At 57.4% G+C, this 20,292-nt stretch carries 21 protein-coding genes; 7 read left to right on the top strand and 14 right to left on the bottom strand.

Features of this window, described 5'->3' with window-relative positions; genetic code table 11:
- Nucleotides 1-57 precede the first annotated feature (57 nt).
- Nucleotides 58-642, top strand: coding sequence for a hypothetical protein (locus tag CDI07_RS07635; protein ID WP_088181567.1), 585 nt, complete (start codon nucleotides 58-60; stop codon nucleotides 640-642).
- Nucleotides 643-662: 20 nt separating this feature from the next.
- Here the strand turns inward: CDI07_RS07635 and pyrI are convergent, their stop codons facing one another.
- Together pyrI and pyrB are read right to left on the bottom strand one after the other, a co-directional pair.
- Nucleotides 663-1,118, bottom strand: a complete 456-nt coding sequence (pyrI, locus tag CDI07_RS07640; protein ID WP_088181054.1) for an aspartate carbamoyltransferase regulatory subunit — start codon at nucleotides 1,116-1,118, stop codon at nucleotides 663-665.
- Entirely contained in the window at nucleotides 1,119-2,045 is a 927-nt protein-coding gene (pyrB, locus tag CDI07_RS07645) for an aspartate carbamoyltransferase (RefSeq protein WP_088181055.1), read from the bottom strand. It lies immediately after the preceding gene.
- A gap of 119 nt (nucleotides 2,046-2,164) precedes the next feature.
- Between pyrB and CDI07_RS07650 the strand changes: the two genes are divergently transcribed.
- From CDI07_RS07650 to CDI07_RS07660, 3 genes are read left to right on the top strand one after another with little or no spacing between them, the layout of a single operon-like run.
- Nucleotides 2,165-3,055, top strand: a complete 891-nt coding sequence (locus tag CDI07_RS07650) for a thiamine-phosphate synthase family protein (RefSeq protein ID WP_088181056.1) — start codon at nucleotides 2,165-2,167, stop codon at nucleotides 3,053-3,055.
- On the top strand, nucleotides 3,052-3,381 hold the full coding sequence (locus CDI07_RS07655) for a VanZ family protein (RefSeq protein ID WP_088181057.1): 330 nt from the start codon (nucleotides 3,052-3,054) through the stop codon (nucleotides 3,379-3,381). Before CDI07_RS07650 ends, CDI07_RS07655 begins: the two co-directional genes overlap by 4 nt.
- Entirely contained in the window at nucleotides 3,332-3,745 is a 414-nt protein-coding gene (locus tag CDI07_RS07660; protein ID WP_088181058.1) for a secondary thiamine-phosphate synthase enzyme YjbQ, read from the top strand. The genes CDI07_RS07655 and CDI07_RS07660 overlap by 50 nt, the downstream gene beginning before the upstream one ends.
- A gap of 133 nt (nucleotides 3,746-3,878) precedes the next feature.
- Here CDI07_RS07660 and CDI07_RS07665 read toward each other — a convergent pair whose 3' ends face one another.
- Nucleotides 3,879-4,136, bottom strand: coding sequence for a PLDc N-terminal domain-containing protein (locus tag CDI07_RS07665; protein ID WP_226996559.1), 258 nt, complete (start codon nucleotides 4,134-4,136; stop codon nucleotides 3,879-3,881).
- 84 nt (nucleotides 4,137-4,220) lie between these two features.
- Here CDI07_RS07665 and CDI07_RS07670 point away from each other — a divergent pair, with 84 nt between their 5' ends.
- Nucleotides 4,221-4,976, top strand: a complete 756-nt coding sequence (locus CDI07_RS07670) for an N-acetyltransferase (protein ID WP_088181059.1) — start codon at nucleotides 4,221-4,223, stop codon at nucleotides 4,974-4,976.
- A gap of 10 nt (nucleotides 4,977-4,986) precedes the next feature.
- Here CDI07_RS07670 and CDI07_RS07675 read toward each other — a convergent pair whose 3' ends face one another.
- Together CDI07_RS07675 and CDI07_RS07680 are read right to left on the bottom strand one after the other, a co-directional pair.
- The gene (locus CDI07_RS07675) at nucleotides 4,987-6,330 is read right to left on the bottom strand and encodes a cyclic 2,3-diphosphoglycerate synthase (RefSeq protein ID WP_088181060.1); all 1,344 of its coding nucleotides are present in this window, start codon (nucleotides 6,328-6,330) and stop codon (nucleotides 4,987-4,989) included.
- Between the two features lie 189 nt (nucleotides 6,331-6,519).
- Complete coding sequence (locus CDI07_RS07680; protein ID WP_088181061.1) at nucleotides 6,520-6,957, bottom strand: aminoacyl-tRNA deacylase; 438 nt, start codon at nucleotides 6,955-6,957, stop codon at nucleotides 6,520-6,522.
- A 65-nt stretch (nucleotides 6,958-7,022) separates the two neighbouring features.
- On the opposite strand from CDI07_RS07680, the gene CDI07_RS07685 reads away from it, so the two are divergent.
- The gene (locus tag CDI07_RS07685; protein WP_088181062.1) at nucleotides 7,023-7,478 is read left to right on the top strand and encodes an alanyl-tRNA editing protein; all 456 of its coding nucleotides are present in this window, start codon (nucleotides 7,023-7,025) and stop codon (nucleotides 7,476-7,478) included.
- A gap of 1 nt (nucleotide 7,479) precedes the next feature.
- Here CDI07_RS07685 and CDI07_RS07690 read toward each other — a convergent pair whose 3' ends face one another.
- From CDI07_RS07690 to CDI07_RS07715, 6 genes are read right to left on the bottom strand one after another with little or no spacing between them, the layout of a single operon-like run.
- Nucleotides 7,480-8,265, bottom strand: coding sequence for an extradiol dioxygenase (locus CDI07_RS07690; RefSeq protein ID WP_088181063.1), 786 nt, complete (start codon nucleotides 8,263-8,265; stop codon nucleotides 7,480-7,482).
- Between the two features lie 4 nt (nucleotides 8,266-8,269).
- Nucleotides 8,270-9,400 carry a threonine synthase gene (thrC, locus tag CDI07_RS07695; protein WP_088181064.1) on the bottom strand — a complete coding sequence of 377 codons (1,131 nt, stop codon included), beginning with the start codon at nucleotides 9,398-9,400 and terminating at the stop codon, nucleotides 8,270-8,272.
- A gap of 1 nt (nucleotide 9,401) precedes the next feature.
- Nucleotides 9,402-10,493, bottom strand: a complete 1,092-nt coding sequence (locus tag CDI07_RS07700; protein WP_088181065.1) for a DUF4157 domain-containing protein — start codon at nucleotides 10,491-10,493, stop codon at nucleotides 9,402-9,404.
- 54 nt (nucleotides 10,494-10,547) lie between these two features.
- A complete protein-coding gene (gene psmB, locus CDI07_RS07705; RefSeq protein WP_088181066.1) occupies nucleotides 10,548-11,150 on the bottom strand; it encodes an archaeal proteasome endopeptidase complex subunit beta in 603 nt (200 codons plus the stop codon).
- 46 nt (nucleotides 11,151-11,196) lie between these two features.
- A complete protein-coding gene (locus tag CDI07_RS07710) occupies nucleotides 11,197-11,919 on the bottom strand; it encodes an ABC transporter ATP-binding protein (RefSeq protein ID WP_088181067.1) in 723 nt (240 codons plus the stop codon).
- Nucleotides 11,916-12,932, bottom strand: a complete 1,017-nt coding sequence (locus CDI07_RS07715) for an iron ABC transporter permease (RefSeq protein WP_088181569.1) — start codon at nucleotides 12,930-12,932, stop codon at nucleotides 11,916-11,918. The genes CDI07_RS07710 and CDI07_RS07715 overlap by 4 nt, the downstream gene beginning before the upstream one ends.
- An 87-nt stretch (nucleotides 12,933-13,019) precedes the next feature.
- Between CDI07_RS07715 and CDI07_RS07720 the strand changes: the two genes are divergently transcribed.
- Complete coding sequence (locus CDI07_RS07720) at nucleotides 13,020-14,969, top strand: hypothetical protein (RefSeq protein WP_226996560.1); 1,950 nt, start codon at nucleotides 13,020-13,022, stop codon at nucleotides 14,967-14,969.
- An 11-nt stretch (nucleotides 14,970-14,980) separates the two neighbouring features.
- Here CDI07_RS07720 and nurA read toward each other — a convergent pair whose 3' ends face one another.
- Genes nurA through mre11 form a run of 3 tightly spaced genes read right to left on the bottom strand, consistent with a single transcriptional unit; the run spans nucleotide 14,981 to nucleotide 20,287 of the window.
- Entirely contained in the window at nucleotides 14,981-16,291 is a 1,311-nt protein-coding gene (gene nurA, locus CDI07_RS07725; RefSeq protein ID WP_088181068.1) for a DNA double-strand break repair nuclease NurA, read from the bottom strand.
- A gap of 2 nt (nucleotides 16,292-16,293) precedes the next feature.
- Nucleotides 16,294-18,951: a DNA double-strand break repair ATPase Rad50 gene (gene rad50, locus CDI07_RS07730; RefSeq protein WP_088181069.1), complete on the bottom strand. Its 2,658-nt coding sequence runs from the start codon at nucleotides 18,949-18,951 to the stop codon at nucleotides 16,294-16,296.
- On the bottom strand, nucleotides 18,941-20,287 hold the full coding sequence (mre11, locus tag CDI07_RS07735; RefSeq protein ID WP_088181070.1) for a DNA double-strand break repair protein Mre11: 1,347 nt from the start codon (nucleotides 20,285-20,287) through the stop codon (nucleotides 18,941-18,943). Before mre11 ends, rad50 begins: the two co-directional genes overlap by 11 nt.
- Nucleotides 20,288-20,292 lie beyond the last annotated feature (5 nt).

The raw sequence follows: 20,292 nt of genomic DNA on the forward strand, positions 1-20,292 counted from the left end.
ATAAGAACAAAAATTTATAAAATGTGGAACAAACTCCCTCCGGTGATTGGGGTGAGGATGAGTTCGAGGGAGATAGCTCTAATCGGCATGATGCTGGGACTCTCGCTGCTCTTCGATGTGATGCCTATTGAGATGCCCACCGTGTGGGGGATGAAGATAGACCTCGTGGCGGTTCCGATAGTGATGGTCTACCTCCTCACTGGGTTCGCCGGAGGATTAACCGCGGTTCTGCTGCTCTTTGCTGGCCTCAGCGTGGTATCCTCAGCCAGCTGGCTCGGGGCTATGATGAAGTCCCTCGCCACCCTCTCGGTCATCGTGGGCTTTGAAGCGGCTAGGAGACTCACGCGCTTTGAGCTTGGCGATGGGGTGAGACAGAGGCTCCTTCTGTTTGCGGTGGTTGCCTACCTCGCCGGAATCGCGATAAGGATACCCCTCATGCTGGCCCTCAACTACTACGTTGCCCTTGAGATATGGCTCGGCCTTCCAAGGGAGCAGGTGATCCAGGCTGTCGAGAGTTGGACTGGTGTTCCTTTCTGGGTCGCCATTGGGCTCCCGAACGCCATTCAGAGCGCCATCGACGTCTTCATGGGCCTGGCCGCCACGATCCCGGTGCTTAGAAGGGTTCCCCACCTGCTGGAATGAGGATGAAAATTGGAGAAGGGCTAGAGGTTGCCCAGTATCTCCTCTTCTTCCATCGTCCTCTCGCAGTAGTGGCAGCGCACCTTGAGGGGCTCCCTTGAGACGACGTAGAACTTTGAAACGGTGTACTCGTGGTTGCTGACGCAGTTTGGATTGGCACAGCGGAGGATTCCGGTTATCTCGTCCGGAACCTCGACCTTGAACTTCTCGGCCACCTTGTAGCCCCGCACTATGTTGACGGTAGCAGTTGGAGCGATGAGGGCTATCTTGTTAACCTCCTCCTCGCTCAGGAACTTGCCCTCTATCTTGACGATGTCCTTCCTTCCGAGCTTTCCGCTGTGGACGTTCGAGGCGAGAAGGAGAACGCCTCCGTTCGGCCTGTTGAGGCGGAGTATCTCAATGACCTTCAGCCCCTTTCCGGCTGGGATGTGGTCTATGACGGTTCCCTCTCTAATGGCGGTAACCTTGAGCTCGGCCATTCAAAGCACCCCCAGTGTTAAACCCAGAAGGGCCATTCTCACGGGAACTCCGGAGAAGACCTGCCTGAAGTAGAGCGCGTGCTCCGTCCTGTCGACCTCCGGGTGTATCTCGTCGACCCTCGGGAGCGGGTGCATTATCCTGAGGCTTTCTTTGGCCTTCTTCAGAACCGCGCAGTTCACCTGGTAGCTGCCCTTGACCTTGAGGTACTCCTGCTCGTCCGGGAAGCGCTCGCGCTGGATTCTGGTGACGTAGAGAACGTCCAGCTCCGGGATCGTTCCCTCCAGGTCGGTCGTCTCGTGGATTCTAACTCCCTTCTCGCGGAGTTCCTCTATGATGTGCTTGGGCATCCTCAAAAGCTCCGGTGAAATCAGGTAGAGCTCGACGTCATAGAAGGCCAGAGCCTCCGCCAGGCTGTGGACGGTTCTCCCGTACTTGAGGTCTCCGAGCAGGCCTATGGTCAGGCCGTCTATCCTCCCGAAGGCGCGCTTTATCGTGTAGAGGTCGAGGAGGGTCTGGGTTGGATGCTGATTGCTGCCGTCGCCGGCGTTGATGACCGGTATATCAGCAACCTCCGCGGCGAGCCTCGCTGCCCCCTCCATCGGATGGCGTATCACTATAACGTCGCTGTACTGTTCGACCGTCTTTATCGTGTCGGCCAGGCTTTCACCCTTCTTAACGCTAGTACTAGCGGCGGAGGAGAATCCGATGACCGAGCCGCCTAGGCGGTGCATGGCGCTTTCAAAGCTTAAGCGGGTTCTCGTTGATGGTTCGAAGAAGAGCGTCGCGAGTATCTTTCCCTTTGCATAGTCGAGTGCGCCCTTCTCGTTGAGCTCCGTTTCAAGTCTTTCGGCAACCTTCAAAACAAACTCAATATCTTCCTTCGAGAAGTCCCTAACGCTTATCACGTCTCGTCCTTTCCAGTCCATAAAAGCCCTTCCGATGTAAAAATCGATGGGTTTTTAAACGTTTTTTGACATAAAGTTGTCGACGGTAACCCTTTAAACCTCGGTTCGAAGTTTCAATAACTTAGTTTTAGGGTGGTAGTATGAGGACTCCCAGCGTTTACATAGCCGAGGAGTTGATGCCTTTTCTGAGGGCCAAGATAGCCGAGAGGCTCTACCGCGAGGGCATGAAGCAGTCCCAGATAGCCGAGTACCTCGGCATAACCCAGGCGATGGTTAGCAAGTACCTCTCGGGCAGGTACAAGGTCCCCCCTGAGGAGGTGGCCCAGAGGCTGGAGGACATCGCCAACGAGGTGTCCAAATTCATCCTCTTCGGGGGACGCCGTGAGGACGCTGTCCTTCTCGTGGCGAGGAGAATCTTTGAGCTCTTCCAGAGCGGCTTTCTGTGCGGCTTCTACGCCGAGTACGCGGGTGTTAGTGAGGACTCCTGCAGGTCGCTCTTCGCCGTGCGTCCCCTCAGGGGCGAGATTCTTGAGGTTCTGAACATGGCGCTCAACGAGCTGATCAGAAATGAGAAGTTCCCGGAGCTCATTCCGGAGGTCAGGAGCAACTTTGCCTATGCCCTCCCTTCTCCACGGGGCATCGAGGACGTTGCGGCAATCCCGGGAAGGATAACGGCCGTCAAGGGGAAGGCCTTTGCGCTGCCGCCCGAGTTCGGGGCCAGCGAGTTCACAGCGAGAATACTCGTTAGGCTGGCCGATATCAGGCCCGAGATACGGAGCGTTCTCAACATCAGGTACGGCCGCGACGTCGAAACGGCCCTCGAGGCTGCGGGCTTCAAAGTCGCAAGGGTTAAAACAGGTGGGCTGAGCGAGGATGAGGCCGTGAGGGTCATAGCGGACGTCTTCAGGCAGGGCTGTTACGACGCCGTCGTTGACGTGGGCGGCTTTGGAGTTGAGCCGCTGGTCTACGTATTCGGTGAGACGCCCTTTGACGTCGTGGAGAAACTCAAGAGGCTGGTGGAGAACCTTTGAGGCGAAGGCTTCTCTTCCTCTACGTGCTCCTTCTTCTGTTTCTGAACCTGACCCCGAGGGTCCCATCGTCGCCCGTGGCCAACGGGGATAAGCTGGTTCATCTGCTAGAATTCTCTGCCCTGGGCATCCTTGGATGGCGTTGGTGGGCCTACCTGCTGCCCCTACCGTTCCTCCTGGAGTTCCTCCAGCTCTTCGTCCCCGGTAGAACGTTCTCCTTCGCCGACATGGCCGCAAACCTAATAGGCTTCACCCTCGGACTCATCGCGGGGTGGTGGTATGAAGGTCGTGACGAAGGAGCTCCGCTTTTCCACGAAGGGAGAGATTGACCTGGTGGATATAACCCGCGAGGTCGAGAGGATCGTTGAGGAATCTGGAATCGAGAACGGTCAGGTTCTGGTCTTCGTTCCCGGTGCCACCGGCGCGATAGTCACGATAGAGCATGAATCCGGCCTTCTGGAGGACTTCAAGCGAGCTTTGAGGGAGCTAATTCCCAAAGGCAAAGGCTACCTCCACGACAGGATAGACGACAACGCCCACAGCCACCTTAGGGCGACCCTCCTCGGTGCGAGCGAATGCTTCCCCGTCCTTAACGGCAGGCTCGTGCGCGGAACCTGGCAGCAGATTTTCTTCGTCGAACTCGACGTGATACCGAGGCACAGGCGCGTTATAGTGCAGGTTATGGGGGAGTGAGGCTTTCGATGACATTTTGGATTCAAGAAACGCCGTGAAAAGGGGGTAATAACCCGCCCAAGTTCATTGGCTCCGCCTTCGGCGGCACTCCCCGGGCAGGATAAGTTGGACGTTATCCCTAAAAGGCTTCCGGTCAGTACACCCTTACGGAATCCTCGGAGGCGCCGGCTTCCTCCGGTTTCTCCTCGTATTTTCCCTGCCTCTTGACGAGTATGTAGTACACCAGCGCTCCGAGTATCGTGGAGATGAACGCCAAAACTATCCAGATGACCTTTTCAACGTCCGGCATTCTCTTCTGCTTTGTGAGGACGTCGTAGATGACCCACACAAGGGCGAGAAGCTGGAGCACCATGAGGAAGGTTCCGAGAACCCCTACCGCTCCGAATATCATCGCATCACCAATTGACGTACCGCCCCGCGATAAAAAAGCTTTCCGTAACCCCAAAGTTTAAATTTCTCCGGGAGTACGGCTCTCATGGACTTTAAAACGGCACTGACCGAGTTGTACCTCAGGAACCCAACCGGAACGCTTCCGAACGCCCTCTGGAAGACCCTGGCGATGCTGGACGGGATGGAGACCCTTCTGGACGTTCGCGGAGGGGAAGTCGTCCATCTGGAGGCCAGGAGGGGCAGAGGGATCTACGTTTACTGGGACTCGAACGGCGTTCCCCCCGATATTGAGGGACTGGATTTTGTACTTCTGCATGAGAGGCTAGCTAGGGCTTTAGACCTGGAGGAATTTTATGTTGAGAGGTACTTCAGGCTCGTTCACAGGGGCGAGACCCTTGAGGCACCGTCCCTACCGGCGGGCTTTGCCTTCAGAGAGGTGGACGTCCCTGCGGAGGCCCGAGAGGTTGCGGAGTTCATAAACCTCTGCTACGAGGACATCCATGTGGGTTCTGGTGAAGTCAAGTCGTGGACCGCTGGGCCGGCGTTCGACCGGTCGTTCTGGCTCTGGATTCTTAATGGTGGTGAGCCCGTTGCCCTTGGGATAGCGGACTTGGACCGCTCCATCGGCGAGGGCTCGCTGGAATGGATACAGGTTCACTCATCCTACCGCGGGAGGGGCCTCGGGAAGGCCCTTGTGTTTGAACTCCTTCGCAGGCTGAAGGACGCGGCCTTCACAACGGTTTCGGGCCAGCTTGACAACAGAACGAATCCAGAGGCGCTTTATAGGCGCTGTGGCTTCGAGGGGAACGACGTCTGGCTGGTTCTGAGAAGAAGAGAATGAAAAAGAAGGATCACTCCTTCTTGACGTGCTTCTCGACGAAGTCCTTGAGGATGTCCCTGAGCTTCGGCTCGCCGATCTCCTCGAGCTCGTACCTGACCCTGACGGCCGGCTTGTTGAGCTTCATGACGCGGCGGAGGTCGATCGGGGTTCCGATGACGACGACATCTGCGTCGGCACGGTTGATGGTCTCCTCAAGCTCCTTGATCTGCTTGGCGCCGTAACCCATGGCCGGCAGGATGACGTCAAGGTGGCTGTACTTCTTGTAGGTGTCGATGATCGAGCCGACGGCGTAGGGTCTCGGGTCGATGATTTCCTTGGCGCCGTACTTCTTGGCAGCGACGTAGCCTGCACCGTACTTCATGCCGCCGTGGGTGAGGGTCGGGCCGTCCTCGACGACGAGAACGCGCTTGCCCTTGATGAGCTCCGGCTTGTCCACGTAGAGCGGTGAGGCACCGTCGATGACGATGGCGTTCGGGTTGACCTTCTCGATGCTCTCGCGAACCTTCTGAATGTCGTCCCTGTTGGCGGTGTCGATCTTGTTGATGATGATGACGTCGGCTGCTCTGAAGTTGGTCTCACCTGGGTGGTACTTGAGCTCGTGGCCGGGCCTGTGCGGATCGGTGACGACTATCCAGAGGTCCGGAACGTAGAACGGGAAGTCGTTGTTTCCGCCGTCCCAGAGGATTATGTCAGCTTCTTTCTCGGCCTCGCGGAGGATCTTCTCGTAGTCAACGCCGGCATAGACCACCATGCCCCTGTCGATGTAGGGCTCGTACTCCTCGCGCTCCTCGATGGTGCACTCGTACTTGTCCAGGTCCTCGTAGCTGGCGAAGCGCTGGACGATCTGCTTCCTGAGGTCGCCGTAGGGCATCGGGTGCCTGATGGCGACGACCTTGTAGCCCATCTCCTGGAGGATCTGGGCGACCTTTCTGCTGGTCTGGCTCTTTCCGCAGCCGGTTCTGACGGCGGTGACCGCTATGACCGGCTTGGTGCTCTTTATCATGGTGCTCTTCGGGCCGAGGAGCCAGAAGTCGGCACCGGCTGAGTGGGCCCTGCTGGCGAGGTGCATGACGTGCTCGTGAGAGACATCGGAGTAGGCGAAAACGACGATATCGATGTTGTGCTCCTTGATGATCTTCTCCATGTCATCCTCGCTCCAGATGGGAATCCCGTTCGGGTAGAGCTCACCGGCGAGCTCGGGCGGGTAAACCCTTCCCTCGATGTCAGGAATCTGAGTGGCGGTGAAAGCTACCACCTCGTACTCAGGGTTGTCCCTGAAGAACGTGTTGAAGTTGTGGAAGTCCCTTCCGGCGGCGCCCAAAATGAGAACCCTCTTTCTCTTCTTTTCGGCCATGTTGACCACCTCAAAAGTTGTTAATCTGGCACTGGTGTATCGTTTTTGGCATTTATAACGGTTTTTGTTTAATGGTGCAAGCTTCTGGCGTGAATTATTCGGTGGGGACTTCAGTGAACTGAAAAACATTCAAGCGCCGCTGGATAATCTCCGTTTGAATTTACCTGTGGGGTTGATAACCTGACCCGATTATTCCCTAACGTCCATTACCTCCGCCCGCTGGTACTCGATGATCCTTTCGGGCCTTATCTTGATGAGCCTGTCGACGGCCCCTCCCCCGCCGATGACGTGCTCGTTCTCCAGAACCCGCGAGTCGATTATCGTCCTGAGCGGCACGCCGACGGGAGGAACGCCTCCGACCTCGTAGCCGGTGAGCTCCTTGACTTCCTTCGCCTTGGCGAACCTGCACTTTCCAAACCTTTCCTCCAGCTTCGGTAGGCTGACCCTCGACTCGCCGTCAACTATGACGAGAAGGGGCCCGCTCTCGCTTATGATGACGAGCGACTTTATAACCTGCTTTCTGGCAACGCCCGCCTCCCTCGTGGCCTGCTCGACGGTCTTGACTGGCCTTCCAATCTCGAGAATCTCGGCCCCCAGTTCCTTCGCGATTTCCTCGATTCTTTTCATACCAACACCCAAGCCGAGTACGGCGCAACCGTTAATAAGTCCTCCGAGAAGATGGAACGATGCCTATGTCGTCGGTTGAGGTTAGAGCCCACACTGCACTGCACGTGGTCAAGGGCGCCGTCGTCAAGGTTCTGGGTGAAAACGCCAAGTGGACGGCGAGCGTTTACGTGGACGGAAACCATGGGCGGCTGACCGTCAAGTTCGACCGGAAGCCAACGCCAGAGGAGGTTGCCGAGATAGAGCGCCTCGCCAACGAGAAGGTAGAGGAAAATGCACCGATTCGGGTTTACGAGCTGCCCAGGGACGAGGCCGAGAAGCGCTTCGGCGAGGACATGTACGACCTCTTCCCGATTCCGCCGGAGGTAAGAACCCTAAGGGTCGTCGTCATCGAGGGCTGGAACGTCAACGCCTGCAAGGAGGAGCATACCGCAACGACGGGAGAAATCGGGGAGATAAAAATCAGAAAGGTCAGGTTCAGGAAGAGCAAGGGGCTGCTTGAGATAAGCTTTGACGTTCTGTGACTCACCTGACCCACAGCGCCCCGGCCATTCCGAAGTATGTTGGACAGGCGTAGGCGGTTTCCCTCACCTCCATCGGGACCCTCCTCAGAAGGCCGTGGAGGACGAGGAGCTGCCAGTAGCTGTCCACTAGGGCCTTTCTCACGAGCTCTTCGGGAATTTCCATGAGCCTTTCCAGCCTGTTTTCCGAGATTATCTCCATGACGAGCCTGTCGTACTCCTCGCTCTCCTTCACCTTTCCGTACGGGCCGTTTTCATCGTGTCCGTGTCCGTGGTCGGCGCTGGCTATGAAGGCTACCCTCTTCTCGCTCCCCTCTATAACCTCTCCGATGATCTCGCCGAAGCGAACGAGCACTTCTCTGGACACGTTTCTGGCCGGGGTCAGGAGAACGAGCGGCTTCTTTTCGAGGAACTGCAGGGGTATAAGCTCTCCCCAGCTCAGAGGCCACCGGGAGTACTCACCGCTCAGTGCGGCGAAGTTCATGTCCACCACGGGCAGGCCGGCACTCTTCGCCGACTCGTAGATTTTCCCCGCGAGCCCTCTCTCGGTCTCCCATTCTCCGGGCAGTTCCTTTCCTTCGAAGCCGAGCCATGAGACGAGATGCTCGGCCATGACCACGCCGAGGTGGTCGCTCATCCGGACGTTGTGCGGGCTTATGAGGACGTAGGCCTCAGCTCCCTTGAACTCCTCACCGATCTTTCTGAGAACCTCCGCGAGTTTTCTCGTCTCATCGTCCTCCGGCTCTAAGACGGGGTTCCCGTGGGGCATAACCGCGGCTCCAATCAGCATGGTATCACCTCAAACAGCTTTCCAGCATCTCGAGCGGGCACTCCTTAATCCCTCCCTGTGGAGCGCTCTTGAGGGTTTTCAAGCCCGAGCCGGTGAGTATTGAGACGACCTTGGCCCCTCTTGGAAGGTCGAGCCTCTCCAGCGCCGCTATGCCTGTAGCACTCGCCGGCTGGACGAAGAGGCCTTCGCCGGCGAGCTTCCTCTGAGCTTCGAGTATCTCACCGTCGGAAACGGATACACAGCTCCAGCCGAAGTCCCGCATGAGCCTCAGAACCGCGTTCCCGCTCGGCGGATACGGGTTGGCTATGGCCTTGGCTATGGTCTTGGGGTTCTCAAAGCGCTCGATTTTTGCTTTACCTTCCTTAAATGCCCTGCATATCGGCGAACAGCCCTCCGCCTGAACCGCTATGAGGGTTGGGAGGTCATCGATGAGCCCGCTCTCATGGAGCTCGATGAAGCCTTTGGCTATTCCCCGGAAGAGCCCGCCCGAGCTGGTCGGAATCAGAACGTAGTCCGGGCTTATCTCCTCGGCTATCTCGAAGGCGATGCCCTTGTAGCCCTCGATTCTGAAGGGATTGTCCGAGTTCATGAAGTAGACCCCGAGCCTTTCTCCCAACTTCAGGCTCTCGAAGTAGAGCCTCCCGTAGTCGCCGTGAACCCTGATGACCTCGCCGCCGTAAACCGAAACGGCCTTCAGCTTCTCGTCGCTCGCGCTCTCGGAGACGAGAATCTTCGCCTTCAACCCGAAGCGGGAAGCGTAGGCCGAAACGCTCGCCGCCATGTTTCCTGTGGAGACGGTTCCAACGGTCTTGTAGCCAGCCTTTAGGGCATGGCTCATCGCCAGAAAAGTGCCCCTGTCCTTGAAGCTCCACGTCGGGTTTACTGTCTCGTTCTTGAGGTAGAGCTTCACTCCAAGCTCTTCGCCGAGTCCCGACTTCACAAGGGGTGTGTCGCCCTCGCCGAGGGAGAACTCCAGTGCCGGTTCCACCGGCCAGAAGTCCCAGAACCGCTCCCAGACGCTCTTTCCTATGTACGGTTCGCCGGTGAACCTTTCAAACTCGACAGGCTCGCCGCATTCACACCTCTGAACAGGTTCGTCGTAGGTTTTCCCGCAGATGGGACAGACCAGCTTCACATCAGTCCCTCCTTTCGGCGATCAGGAGAACGGAGTTCCTTTCAATCCTTATCGTGTAGTTCGCGTAGGTGTTGCCCTCTGCAAGCTTGGAGATGGTTTCCCCAAAGATCTTCGCGGCGTTCTCGCTTGAGAAGACGACCTTCCACTGGAGGAGGTAGCCCGTCGCGTTCTGGGTCAGGAGGAGCTTATCCCCGCGCCACGCACTTGAGACGTTCCAGGCGGTCTCGTTGTCAAGCTTCGCAACGTCCCTGAGGAGGAGGTAGACGTAGTACTCGCCGAGCCTGTCTTCCTTGAGAATCCGTGAGTTCGGCGGTGCGCTCAGGGTGACGTTGAGGGGGGTAACGTTTTCGAGGTACAGCTCCGGATGCATGACCTGCTGCGCCGAGACCGGATAGCGGGTGTATGCCTCGTTAACGAGCTTCCAGCCGCCTTTCTCGTAGAGGTACCTCACGAAGCGGTCGCCGAAGACGTAGGGGAAGATGTGGAGGTCCGTGAGTGGGTTGCCGCTCAGCGAGCGTATCTTGTGAATCGGTATCCCGTTCCTCTCGCAGTAGAGGTCCGCGACGAGGTCGGCGTCGCCCTCGATTAGGGACTGAACCGCTATCGTCCCGTCGTAGGTGTCGGCGCCGTACTTCGCGTCGAACCACTGCTTCTGGAGCACGTGAACGCTCTCGTGGGCTATCGTTCTCCTTGCGGTGTCCTGGTCGGACATGAAGTTCTCCTGGATGATGTAGATGGTATCCCCCACAGTCGCGGCTATCCAGTTGGCGCTCCTCTCCGTCTCCTTTTTGATGTAATGGTAGTCCGGGGGAAGAAGGAGGGTCATCTTGTAGGTCAGTTCTTCTATTTTCATCCTCTCGATGTCGCCTTTTCCGGGCTTCCATTTTGCCAGGGCTTCATCCTTGGTCAGAACGACTATCTTCGGCCTCTCCTTGAAGGTGAGGTTCCTTATCTCCTGAACCTGATCGAGTATCTCGTTTACCTGGGTGAGAACCGAGCTCGGGTTAACGGTTAGTCTCTCAGCTGCGTAGAGCGCTGAGACGAGCAGGACTATCAGCCCGAGAACCGCCAGCTTTTCTGGGAGATTCCGCATGTTACCAACTCGAAAAGAGAATTAAAAAGGGCTTTGGTGCAACCGTTGAACGGTTCACTCCTTGAACTCGACGAACTCTTCCTTCATGCCGTCCTTCGTTATGACGACGACCTGGACCTTTCTGCTGCCGGTGTAGACGTCCCTCTTTCCGGCAGTCCTGACGGCCCTGACCGCGAGCTCCTTGGCCTCCTCGACGCTCATGTCCTTCTTGAAGCCATCCTCAAGGACGGCTATCGCGAATGGGCTTCCCGAGCCGGTTGCGGTGTAGTCGTCGAAGATAAGCCCTCCCATCGGGTCGAGGTTCGCTAAGGTCGGCTCCTCAACGTGGCCCCCTATAATTATCTGGACGAGGTAGGGGAACCACTTGTTCTCGTTGAGTATGTTGCTGAGCAGGTTCGCCATGGCCTTGGTGCTCATGGGCCTGTTCCAGGTGAACTGGTAGTATCTGGCTTCAGCCTCAAGCATTCTCGCCAGGGCCTGAACGTCGCCAACGCTTCCCGCGGTGGTTATCGCTATCCTGTCGGTGATTGGGACTATCTTCCTGATGTTGAGGGTCTCGACCATGTGGTCGAGGGAAGCCTGCGTATCCGCGGCCAGAACGACACCGTCCTTGGCCTTTATTCCCACGGTGGTGGTGCCGGTTTTCTTCGTTTCCATTCTCTCACCCCTGACACATCTTCTCGCCTGACGTTTTAAACCTTTGCTAGACCCTCGCTAGAAGGACTCTGTGACCATCTACCTCCGTTATCTTGGCCTTCACGCCGTAGACTTCCTCGATGGTCTCGGGCTTCAGCTCCCCCGGCTTCCCCTCCCAGTGCTTCCGCCCCTCGTGGAGGAGCATCAGCCTGTCCGCGTAGCGGAGGGCTAGGTTGAGGTCGTGGAGAACTGCTATGACTATTCTTTCCCGGCTCATCTCCTTCAGGAGCTCCATTATCTCAAGGGCGTGGTTTATGTCCAGGTGGCTCGTCGGCTCGTCCAGGAGAACCACTTCGCTTCCCTGAGCTAAGGCCCTCGCTATCAGGGCCAGCTGGTATTCACCGCCGCTTAACGCTGTTATCTGCTCCATCCGGCGCTCCCATAAGCCGACCCTTTTCAGGGCCCCTTCAACGCTTCCCCTCGTCGCGTATGTGCCGAGCTCGACGAACTCCTCTATGGTGAAGGCGAACTCGGGGAATGAACTCTGGGGAACGTAGGTTATCAGTTTGGCCCTATCCTTGGGCTTAAGCTCAAGCAGGTTCGTTCCGTCGAAGGTCACGTGGCCCCTTGGCCTGAGGATTCCAACCAAGCACTTGAGGAGAGTTGACTTTCCAGCTCCGTTGGGGCCGATTATGGCCAGAAGCTCCCCTCTCTCTGCGGTGAACTCCACTCCCCTGAGGACCTCCCTCTCGCCGTAGGCGAAGGAAACTTTGACCTCAAGAGCCTTCATGAGTACAGCTCACCCCTCTTGTGCTTCATCAGGAGGTAGAGGAAGAAAGGTGCTCCCATGAGGGCAGTTATGATGCCAACGGGAAGCTCGGTGGGCTTCGCCAGCGTCCTCGCCAGCAGGTCCGCGAAAACCAAAAGGGCGCCTCCGAAGAGGGCACTCGCTGGGGTCAGCTCCCTGTGGTTTGGCCCGAGGAGAAGGCGCATTATGTGCGGACTGACGAGGCCGATGAAGCCGATTATCCCCGCGGTCGAGACGGCGAAGGCTGTTAGGAGGGCTATCGCCCCGATGAAGAGCTTTCTGTATAGGTGAACGTCCAGACCGAGGGCAATGCTCTCCTCTCCGAAGAGTATCAGGTTCAGCTCCCTCCACTTCCATACGAGGAAGCCGACGCCGAGGAGTGCAACGATAAACATCTCGCCAACGTCGCCCCAGCCGGCGCCGTTGAACGTCCCCATGAGCCACATCCAGGTTACGTGGGCCCTCTCTCCCTGGCTTATTATGAGGTACCACGTTACCGCGCTGGCTAGGAAGCCGTAGGCTATTCCCGCCAGGAGGAGCGTATCAACCGGGATGTGGCCGTCGACCTTCGAGACAGTGTAGACAACAAAGACCGAGAGGATGGCGGAGACCAGGGCGAAGGCTCCCATGTGCGCCGGTGCGTAGATGGCCGCAAGGGCGGCGCCTATTCCCGCTCCAGCGCTCACGCCTATTATGTACGGGTCCGCCAGCGGGTTCCTGAAGAGCGCCTGGCTGGCAACGCCCGCCGAGGCGAGGGAGAGCCCGACCAGATAGGCCAGCAGAACCCTCGGGAGGCGAAGCTCCCACACGATGATGAAGGCCTTCGGTCTCTCCCCGGGATTTATGGACGGGAATATCCCTGACAGGGCCGATTTTATCCCGTAGGCCACGCTAGCCGTTACGTCAGAGGGGTTCAGACTGACCGAGCCCACGTAGACGCCGAGGAAGCCCGCGATGATCGAGAGGGCCAGCAGAGTTGGGAGCCATTTTTTCATGGCCATGGATTATTTGTCCAGGCGTTTAAATCTTTCGGGCTAAATATAAATAGTTCGGAAGCGTTACCTTATGTTGGTGAGGACACCATGGATAAACTCAAAGCGGTTTTTGCAATACTGTTGCTGTTCGGTATGCTCCTTCCACCGGCATCCTCGGCTGTGATAGTCTCTGAACTGCGGCCACCTATAATACTCGTGGGCAACATCCCCAAGGATTTCGTCGTTGGCCCCTACGAGGAGTTCACGGTGTACTTCTACATAGCCGATGACTTCGGGATTACGGTGGGTAAGGGCAAGGTTGAGGCGTACTACAGGATAGACGACGGCGACTGGAAGCCGGCGTACGTTAGAACCGCCGCGGCCGGTGAGAACTGGTCGCTCTACCAGTCAATAATACACCGCTTTTACGGCGAGAGCCAGAACTTCTACGTCTTCTACCGCAAGATAAACCTGCCGGGGGCGCCACCCGGAAGCAGGATAGAGTTCAAGATAGCCGTCACGGACGTGGAGGGCCACACCTCCTACAGCCCGGTTTACTCCTACTACGTTGCCAACCCCGGTGGACCGAAGGTTCTCATAGTTGACCCCTCGGTCGAGGCGATGGCCTTCGAGAAGTCCCTGGATTCGCTGATGATCCAGTTCAACGTCTCCAGGAGCTTTTACCACTACAACCTCTCGGACTTCGAGGCCGTTGCCGAGCCCCTGACCAAGCTCAAGCCCTGGATGCTCGCCGAGCACCACTGGGAGGGCCTGGCCAAGTACTACAACATAAAGATAGTCTCCCCGGATGAGCTTTCCGATGCCCTGCAGAGCTTCCAGCCCCAGGCGGTGATACTCTCGAACCTCTGGCTCCCGGAGTGGGGCCTCTCCGAGGATCAGATTTCGGCCCTTGAGGACTACCTTGAGACTCACCACGCCGGCCTCGTGGTCACGTCCGGAACCATGTTCGACGCCACCAACCCGCAGCACATCGGGAGCGTGGACGAGCCGGGCCTGGCGAAGCTCCTCGGCCTCGACCCGCTGATCCTCGCCGACGCGGCCAAGGGCGAACTCAACCTCACCCAGGCCTCTGTTATGGTCCCATTCATAAGCACCGGCTACTCCCTCGTGCTGTCGGAGAAGGGACCCTTCAACGGCGGCACCGTGGATGTCAACACTTATTCAACGGTTGGGTGGCAGTACGTCCTCTCGTCCACACACTTTGGGATAGCCAAGAGGAGCGTCTCACGCTTCGCCTCGGAGAACGGCCTCAGGATGCGCGAGATGGGCGAGTCCATCAAGAACCTCACTGGCGTGCAGTTCAACTTCTCGCTGTCAGCGTCAATGGTACTTCCGGAAGTCCTCGCTTCCATGGAGGTTACCGATAAAGGCGTTGTGATAAGCCACAACGGCATGGTGGCGGAGATTCCCGTCGAGAGGAAGCTCCTCGAGCGCGTCAGGCTCCTCCATGCCCTCAAGGGTTACGCCCCGATGCTTCTGGCCCGCACCAGCGACTACAGCGGTGGAATACTTGCCACCGAGGGGGACTACCGCGCAGTCTACAGCTCCGTTGAGCTTGAGGCCGGTAGTGCGGAGGAGCTCTCGGTTCTCAAGGAACTGGTGGACTGGACCTTGAACTACGAGCCCGTTCAGATGCCCGAGGTTGTTATCCTCGCCAACGACATTGACTGGGGCATCAAGGGCAACCTGCTGGCGGCGCACCTGGGGGCGCTCGGCCTCTCGGTGAGGCACGTCACCGCCGACGATTTCGAGGCCTACAGGGACTCGAAGATAATCATAATCCTCGGCGGTCCGGACGCCTACGATGGCGTTGGCGGCTACGTCAGGCAGGTTCTCAGTCCCGGCGAGCAGAGTGCGGTGAGAAACGGAGAGAGGGGCATGTTCGTCAAGACCAACGTCTGGACCGAGGGCCAGGTGGTCGTAGTCCTCGCGGGACAGGATAGATGGGGGACTGGAGGAAAAACAAGGGACTACATGAACGGCCTCGACCAGTCGTATCTGAGAATCCTAGCGACCTTCAGTGCCTCGGTTTCCTGAGCTTTCTTTTTTTACTCCAGCGGGCTCCTTCCGTACTTCAGGAATACCCTCAGCTCTGGACTTTCCGCCTTTATTATGTTGAGCAGCGCAGCTAGTTCGGCCTCGAAGGCCTTCTTCTCGATTTTCACTCCCTCGTGGGCCCTCTGGAGCGGCCTGAAGTAGCCGTTCCTCTCGTGCCAGAGTATCTCAGCCAGCAGGTCGTCGTCTATCTCCCTGTTGCTCTGGAGGAGGTATATGACGCCGCCCTTCATGGTGCGGATGTAGGCCATTGGAACGCCGTTTTCTATGAAGTGCTCGACCTTGGGGAACCGCTTCCTCAGGACCTTGGGCATCCTGTGGCTTATGGCCTTCCCTCCCTGGGTTATCACGTAGTAGCCCGCCCTCTCCTCGCCGTAGGTCTTTCGGAGGTATGCGTCGAGGTACGGTACGTCAACGATGTCTATGCCGAGCTTTTGGGTCAGCTTTCTGTTGTAGAAGCTCTTCGCCACGTAGACGAGGTTCAGGTGCAGGAGCTTCTCCAGGGAATACAGGTACTCCAGGTAGCCGAGAACGACGTGGACGGCGTTTCTGGCGTCGTCGAGGGAGAGGCGCTTGCTCTCGGCGTACTCCTCGAGGTTTTCGAGTATCTCCGTGGCCTTTACGGTATCTTCCTCTTTGAGGGCTTTCCTGATTTCCCTGAACGCGCCGTCGTAGTTGACGATCTCCTTCCCCTCCATGGCCCTGTAGTACTCGGCGTACTCCTCAAGAACCCTGTCGGCCAGGATCACGTCGCCGTTTATCCTGCCGTCCCTCGTCAGTTTTCTTTCCAGCTCCTCGTAATGTTCCCTTAGCTCCTCAACGAAGCGCTCTATAAGCTCCTCAAGGCGCTCGTCCCCGAGGGCGCTCTTTATGGTTGTTATCCCCCTCACGCTCTCCGGATAAACGGGCGGCCTAGTGAGCGAGCCGGTCAGCGTTCCGTCCATCATGACGTAGTCCACATTGCCGATCTTCGCCGCAAGGTAGCCCAGCTTGTTCTCAAGGGTCTCCATCTGGAGGCGGATTATCTGGTCGGATATGCCCTGGTTGTAGAGCATGGCGTTGGTGTAGACCAGCCTGTATGCCGGGCCGTTGCCGAAGGCGTAACTTGAGACAGCGTAGAAAATCGTCCCGCTGAGCCTCTGCTTCCCCTGGCTTCCATCGATGGCATAGACTTTGCTCCCCCTTCTCTCCGGCAGCTCGCGCCACTCTATGGTTTTTAGCTTCTCCTGCGCCTCGGCGTAGCCCCTCTGGAGCATCCGCTTTATCCTGTCAACGCTCGCCCTGTCTATGAGCCTGTATCCCATCGTCACACCCCCAGCTCGACCTCTTTGACCACCGAGACGCCGTTCTCAAGGCTCACCCGTATCACCCTGTCGGCGGCATCTTTCAGCTCTTCGTCGTGTGAAACGACTATGACCTGCGGTATCTTCCTCAGGTAGCGCTGCATTATGTCAACGAGCCTTCTCCTCCTCTCGTCGTCGAGGTAAGGCGTTGGCTCGTCCAGGATGAGCAGGCTTATCTCGCCCGCGAGATAGAGCGAGAGCGCCAGCCGGAAGGCCAGGCCGAGGGCTATCCTCTCTCCTCCGCTGAGGAATCCGAGGCCGTATTCCCTGCCGTTGTACAGCACCCCGAGCCTTATCTTGTTCTCCTCCGCCTTCACGGTAACCCCGGAGTACTTCTCCTCGGTCAGCTCCTCGAATATCTCGCTGGCTATCTCACCGACCTTCGCCAGCGCCCCCTCCTTGAGCATGGCCTTGTAGCGCCTCACCTTCTCCCTGAGCTCCTGAACCCTCTCGCGGGCCTTCTTAAGCTCCTCAAGTTCCTTTGTCTTCTCCTTTCTGCGGTCCTTCTCCTCCTTGAGTTTCCGGAGGTTCTCCATGGTCTCGTCGCGCTTCTTCTCTAGGGCCTCCAGCTGGGCCTTCTTTCCGGCCAGCTCCTCCCTGAGCGAGGCGAAGGCTTCCCGGGTCTTTTCGTGCTCCTCCCTGCTGTAAAGCTTCTCTTTCTTTGCCAGCTCATCCATCAGCGCGTTCAGGGCTTTGCTCTCGGCATCCAGGCTGCGTTTTACCTCCTCAAGCTCCAGCGTGAGCCGCTCCAAGTTATTCTTCTCCCTCTCGAACTCTTTCTCGGAGTTCTTCAGTTCGAGGTAGCGCTTGTAGGACGGTTCAAGCTCGGCAAGCTTTTCGTCGAGCTCCTCTATCTTGGAGAAGCCCATCCCCTCGAGCTCTTCATCGAGCTTTCTCAGCTTCTCCTCGATCGACTTGAGTTTCTCCTCGGCGAGTGTCCTCTTCTTTTTGAGGGCCTTCGCCTTCTCAAGCTCGGCCTTCGTGCTCTCCAGCTCGCCCTCGAGCCTGCTCAGTTCGCTCTTCACTCCCTCGTATTCTTCCGCCTTTTTCATGAGCTTCTCAAGGTCGTATTCCTTCAGCTTCTCCTCAAGGCCGGCTATCTGGTCAATGAGCTCCTTGGCGGCTATCAGCTCGCGTTCCCTCTTCAGAACCTTCTCTATCCTGACAAGCTCGCTCCTGAGCTTTCTCTCCCTCTCGTCGAGTTCCTTCAGGGACTGGGATACCTCCTTGAGCTCGGCCTGGTACTTCTCGATTATCTCCTTCCTGTGCTTCTCGGTTAGCTTTCTGCCGCAGACGGGACAGTTGCCCTTGGCCTTCTTCAGCTCCATTATGGCCTTGTTCCTCTCCTTGACCAGGTTTTTCAGTCCACCGCGCTCCTCGTTTATCTCGTTTAGCTCAACCTGTATCTCTTCCTTCCTCCTCTTTGCACCCTCGACCTCGGCGGAGAGCTTTTCTATCTCTTCTCTGGAGAGCTTGAGGCGTTTTCTGAGGCCTTCCAGCTGCGACGACAATGATTTGGCATCTTCGTACGCCCGGGCGTCCTTTTCGAGCCTCTTGAGTTTCCTCTCGAGCTTGCCCCTCTCTTTCTCCAGCTCCTTGAGGCGCTTCTCCAGTTCACTCAGCTCGGCGAGGCGCTCCTCTATCGCCGAAATCTGTGCCCTGTAGTTCTCGGCGAGCTTCTCGTTTCTGGCCTTCTCGTCCACATAGCGCTTCCTGAAGTTCGAGAGCTTCAGGTAGAGCTCGGCTTTCTCCTTTAACTTACGGAACTCCTTCACCCGTTCCTCCAGCTCACTCAATCTTTGTTTGCTCTCGGCTATGCGTTTCTCAAGCCCCTCCAGCTTCGTCTCAAGCCGCTTTCGGTTCCCTTCCCTCTCCTTGGCCTCAAGTCTGAGAGAGTTTATCTCCTTCTCCAGGGCATCAAGCTCCCCGAGCTTTTTCTCCACCCTTTCCAGTTCCTTCTCCAGCTTTGGAATCTGAGGTGAGAGCTTGTTTATCTCTTTGAGGGCGTTTGAGAGCTCCCTCTCCATCTCCCCGATCAGCTCGTCGAGGTTTTCCGTGCTCTTCAGGTAGTCCTCCGTCGATTTTATCCTGCGTTCTATCTCTTTTCTCACTTCGAGGAGGTTCTTGTAGGCGTTTTCATACCTGTCGAGACCGAGAACCTGGCGGACGACCTTCTCCCTGCTCTCGTCGCTCTCAAGGATGGCATCGATCTCCCCCTGCCTTATGTAAATCGCGTTGAGGAAGACGTCGTACGGAACTAGCTTCTCCATCCAGTCCCTTACAGCTTTTTGGCTCGTCTCCGTGGCGTGCTTCCAGGAGCTTCCGTCGTGGTACTTGGCGAAGGCCATTCCCCTGGTTATGTTCCTGTGGAGCTGGTATTTGACGCCGTCCTTCTCGAAGAAGACCGTTATCTCCGTGGACTTTCCGTCCACCCTGAGTATGTCCTCCTTTCTGAGGTCTTTGGGCTTGCTCGGCCAGTAGAGGCCGACGAGGAGCGCATCGAGAAGGGAGCTCTTTCCAGAGCCGTTCTGTCCGATTATGAGGTTTATCCCGCTCGTGAAGTTAACCTTGGTCAGCCCGTGGGAGCGGAAGTCCTTGATTATGAGCTTTTCAATCTTCATCTCCACCACCGATCCAGGCGAGAATGCTCGTGGGCTTGCCCTTCGGCCTGGGTCTCTTCGCCTTCTGCGCCTTTTCGGGCTTCTTCTCTTTCTTAGGGGGTTTCTCCTCCTTGGCCGGGGCGGGCTCTTCGAGCTTCTCCTCTCCCGGCTCTTCCGGCTTCTTCTCCTCCCACTCGCCCAGGAACAGCTCGACGACGATATCGAGGGCCTCGAACTTCTTCTCGCCGGTCAGCTCTATCGCCCTCAGTTCCGCTGGGGTGAAGTACTCAGCCGGCTTGGGCACCTCTCCGCCGGCGGCAGCTTTCAGCTTCCTCTCGAAGCGCGTTCTCAGGTAGAGGTACTTAACTTCCAGAATCTCCTGGAAGTGGGAAACGTCGTAGGGCCTTTCCCAGCGCAGGTCGAGCCTTACAAAGGCCTCTCTCGGTATCTTACTCCTGAGGCGCTTCAGCTCCCTCTTGGCGGTTTCCTCGTCGGCTTTCATTTTAACGTCTATGAAGGGCCTCACCCTCAGCTCGATGAACCTCGGTTTGAAGTCCTCGACTATGTAGAAGCCCTTCCTCGTGCCGGCTTCCGGGGTGAAGCTCCTTCCGTTCCAGCGGTACCTGAGCTCGTAGTCCCCGAAGTCCCAGCGCTGGAGCGAGCCCGGATAGACCAGCGTCCCTATATCGTAGCTCGTGACGAACTCCCTGTGGATGTGGCCGAGAGCGTAGTAGACATAGCCCTTTGGCAGGTCTTCCATCCTCAGCTCGAAGTAGTCGCGCTGGCTCTCGGGGATTATCCCCATCATCTTCTCTATGAGCTCCTTTATCCCCTGGTGGAGCATCAGGATGGCGTCTCCCTCGGGCTTGAAAATTTCAGCGAGTCTGTTGCGCTCAAGCCATGCCGCACTCATGTACTTCAGCCCGTGAATCTCGACGGTCTTCCCGCCCCTCTCAAAGACGCCCCTAACGAGGTATTTGCCCCCAAGCCTCTCGCTCGTCAGGTACTCGTTCTCAACCTTCTCGTCCCTCAGACCGACGAGGTGGAGCAGACCGAGCCCCTCAAGGAGATGATAAGCCGAGACCTTCCTCTGCGTTCTGTCGTGGTTTCCCTCTATCGCAAAGACTGGAATTCCGGCTTTCCTCGGCTTTTCCAGTATCTCTATCGCGGTCTTTATTGTCTCTGGACTGGGCCGGCTTGAGTGGAACAGGTCGCCGGCTATGAGAATGAAGTCCACTTCCTCCGCTACGGCCCTCTTCATTGCCTCTCTGAAGGCCTGGGCAAACTCCTCGGCGCGGTAGGGAAGGCGGTACTGCTCGAAGCCGAGATGAACATCGGCCATGTGGGCGAACTTCATCTGGG

The organism is Thermococcus sp. 5-4, assembly GCF_002197185.1.
In the GTDB taxonomy this organism is placed as follows: domain Archaea; phylum Methanobacteriota_B; class Thermococci; order Thermococcales; family Thermococcaceae; genus Thermococcus; species Thermococcus radiotolerans.

Coding starts and splice junctions, on each gene's coding strand:
- CDI07_RS07635 (WP_088181567.1), top strand. CDS start 58: ATGAGTTCGAGGGAGATAGCTCTAATCGGCATGATGCTGGGACTCTCG.
- pyrI (WP_088181054.1), bottom strand. CDS start 1,118: ATGGCCGAGCTCAAGGTTACCGCCATTAGAGAGGGAACCGTCATAGAC.
- pyrB (WP_088181055.1), bottom strand. CDS start 2,045: ATGGACTGGAAAGGACGAGACGTGATAAGCGTTAGGGACTTCTCGAAG.
- CDI07_RS07650 (WP_088181056.1), top strand. CDS start 2,165: ATGAGGACTCCCAGCGTTTACATAGCCGAGGAGTTGATGCCTTTTCTG.
- CDI07_RS07660 (WP_088181058.1), top strand. CDS start 3,332: ATGAAGGTCGTGACGAAGGAGCTCCGCTTTTCCACGAAGGGAGAGATT.
- CDI07_RS07665 (WP_226996559.1), bottom strand. CDS start 4,136: ATGATATTCGGAGCGGTAGGGGTTCTCGGAACCTTCCTCATGGTGCTC.
- CDI07_RS07670 (WP_088181059.1), top strand. CDS start 4,221: ATGGACTTTAAAACGGCACTGACCGAGTTGTACCTCAGGAACCCAACC.
- CDI07_RS07675 (WP_088181060.1), bottom strand. CDS start 6,330: ATGGCCGAAAAGAAGAGAAAGAGGGTTCTCATTTTGGGCGCCGCCGGA.
- CDI07_RS07680 (WP_088181061.1), bottom strand. CDS start 6,957: ATGAAAAGAATCGAGGAAATCGCGAAGGAACTGGGGGCCGAGATTCTC.
- CDI07_RS07685 (WP_088181062.1), top strand. CDS start 7,023: ATGTCGTCGGTTGAGGTTAGAGCCCACACTGCACTGCACGTGGTCAAG.
- CDI07_RS07690 (WP_088181063.1), bottom strand. CDS start 8,265: ATGCTGATTGGAGCCGCGGTTATGCCCCACGGGAACCCCGTCTTAGAG.
- CDI07_RS07700 (WP_088181065.1), bottom strand. CDS start 10,493: ATGCGGAATCTCCCAGAAAAGCTGGCGGTTCTCGGGCTGATAGTCCTG.
- psmB (WP_088181066.1), bottom strand. CDS start 11,150: ATGGAAACGAAGAAAACCGGCACCACCACCGTGGGAATAAAGGCCAAG.
- CDI07_RS07710 (WP_088181067.1), bottom strand. CDS start 11,919: ATGAAGGCTCTTGAGGTCAAAGTTTCCTTCGCCTACGGCGAGAGGGAG.
- CDI07_RS07715 (WP_088181569.1), bottom strand. CDS start 12,932: ATGAAAAAATGGCTCCCAACTCTGCTGGCCCTCTCGATCATCGCGGGC.
- CDI07_RS07720 (WP_226996560.1), top strand. CDS start 13,020: ATGGATAAACTCAAAGCGGTTTTTGCAATACTGTTGCTGTTCGGTATG.
- nurA (WP_088181068.1), bottom strand. CDS start 16,291: ATGGGATACAGGCTCATAGACAGGGCGAGCGTTGACAGGATAAAGCGG.
- rad50 (WP_088181069.1), bottom strand. CDS start 18,951: ATGAAGATTGAAAAGCTCATAATCAAGGACTTCCGCTCCCACGGGCTG.
- mre11 (WP_088181070.1), bottom strand. CDS start 20,287: ATGAAGTTCGCCCACATGGCCGATGTTCATCTCGGCTTCGAGCAGTAC.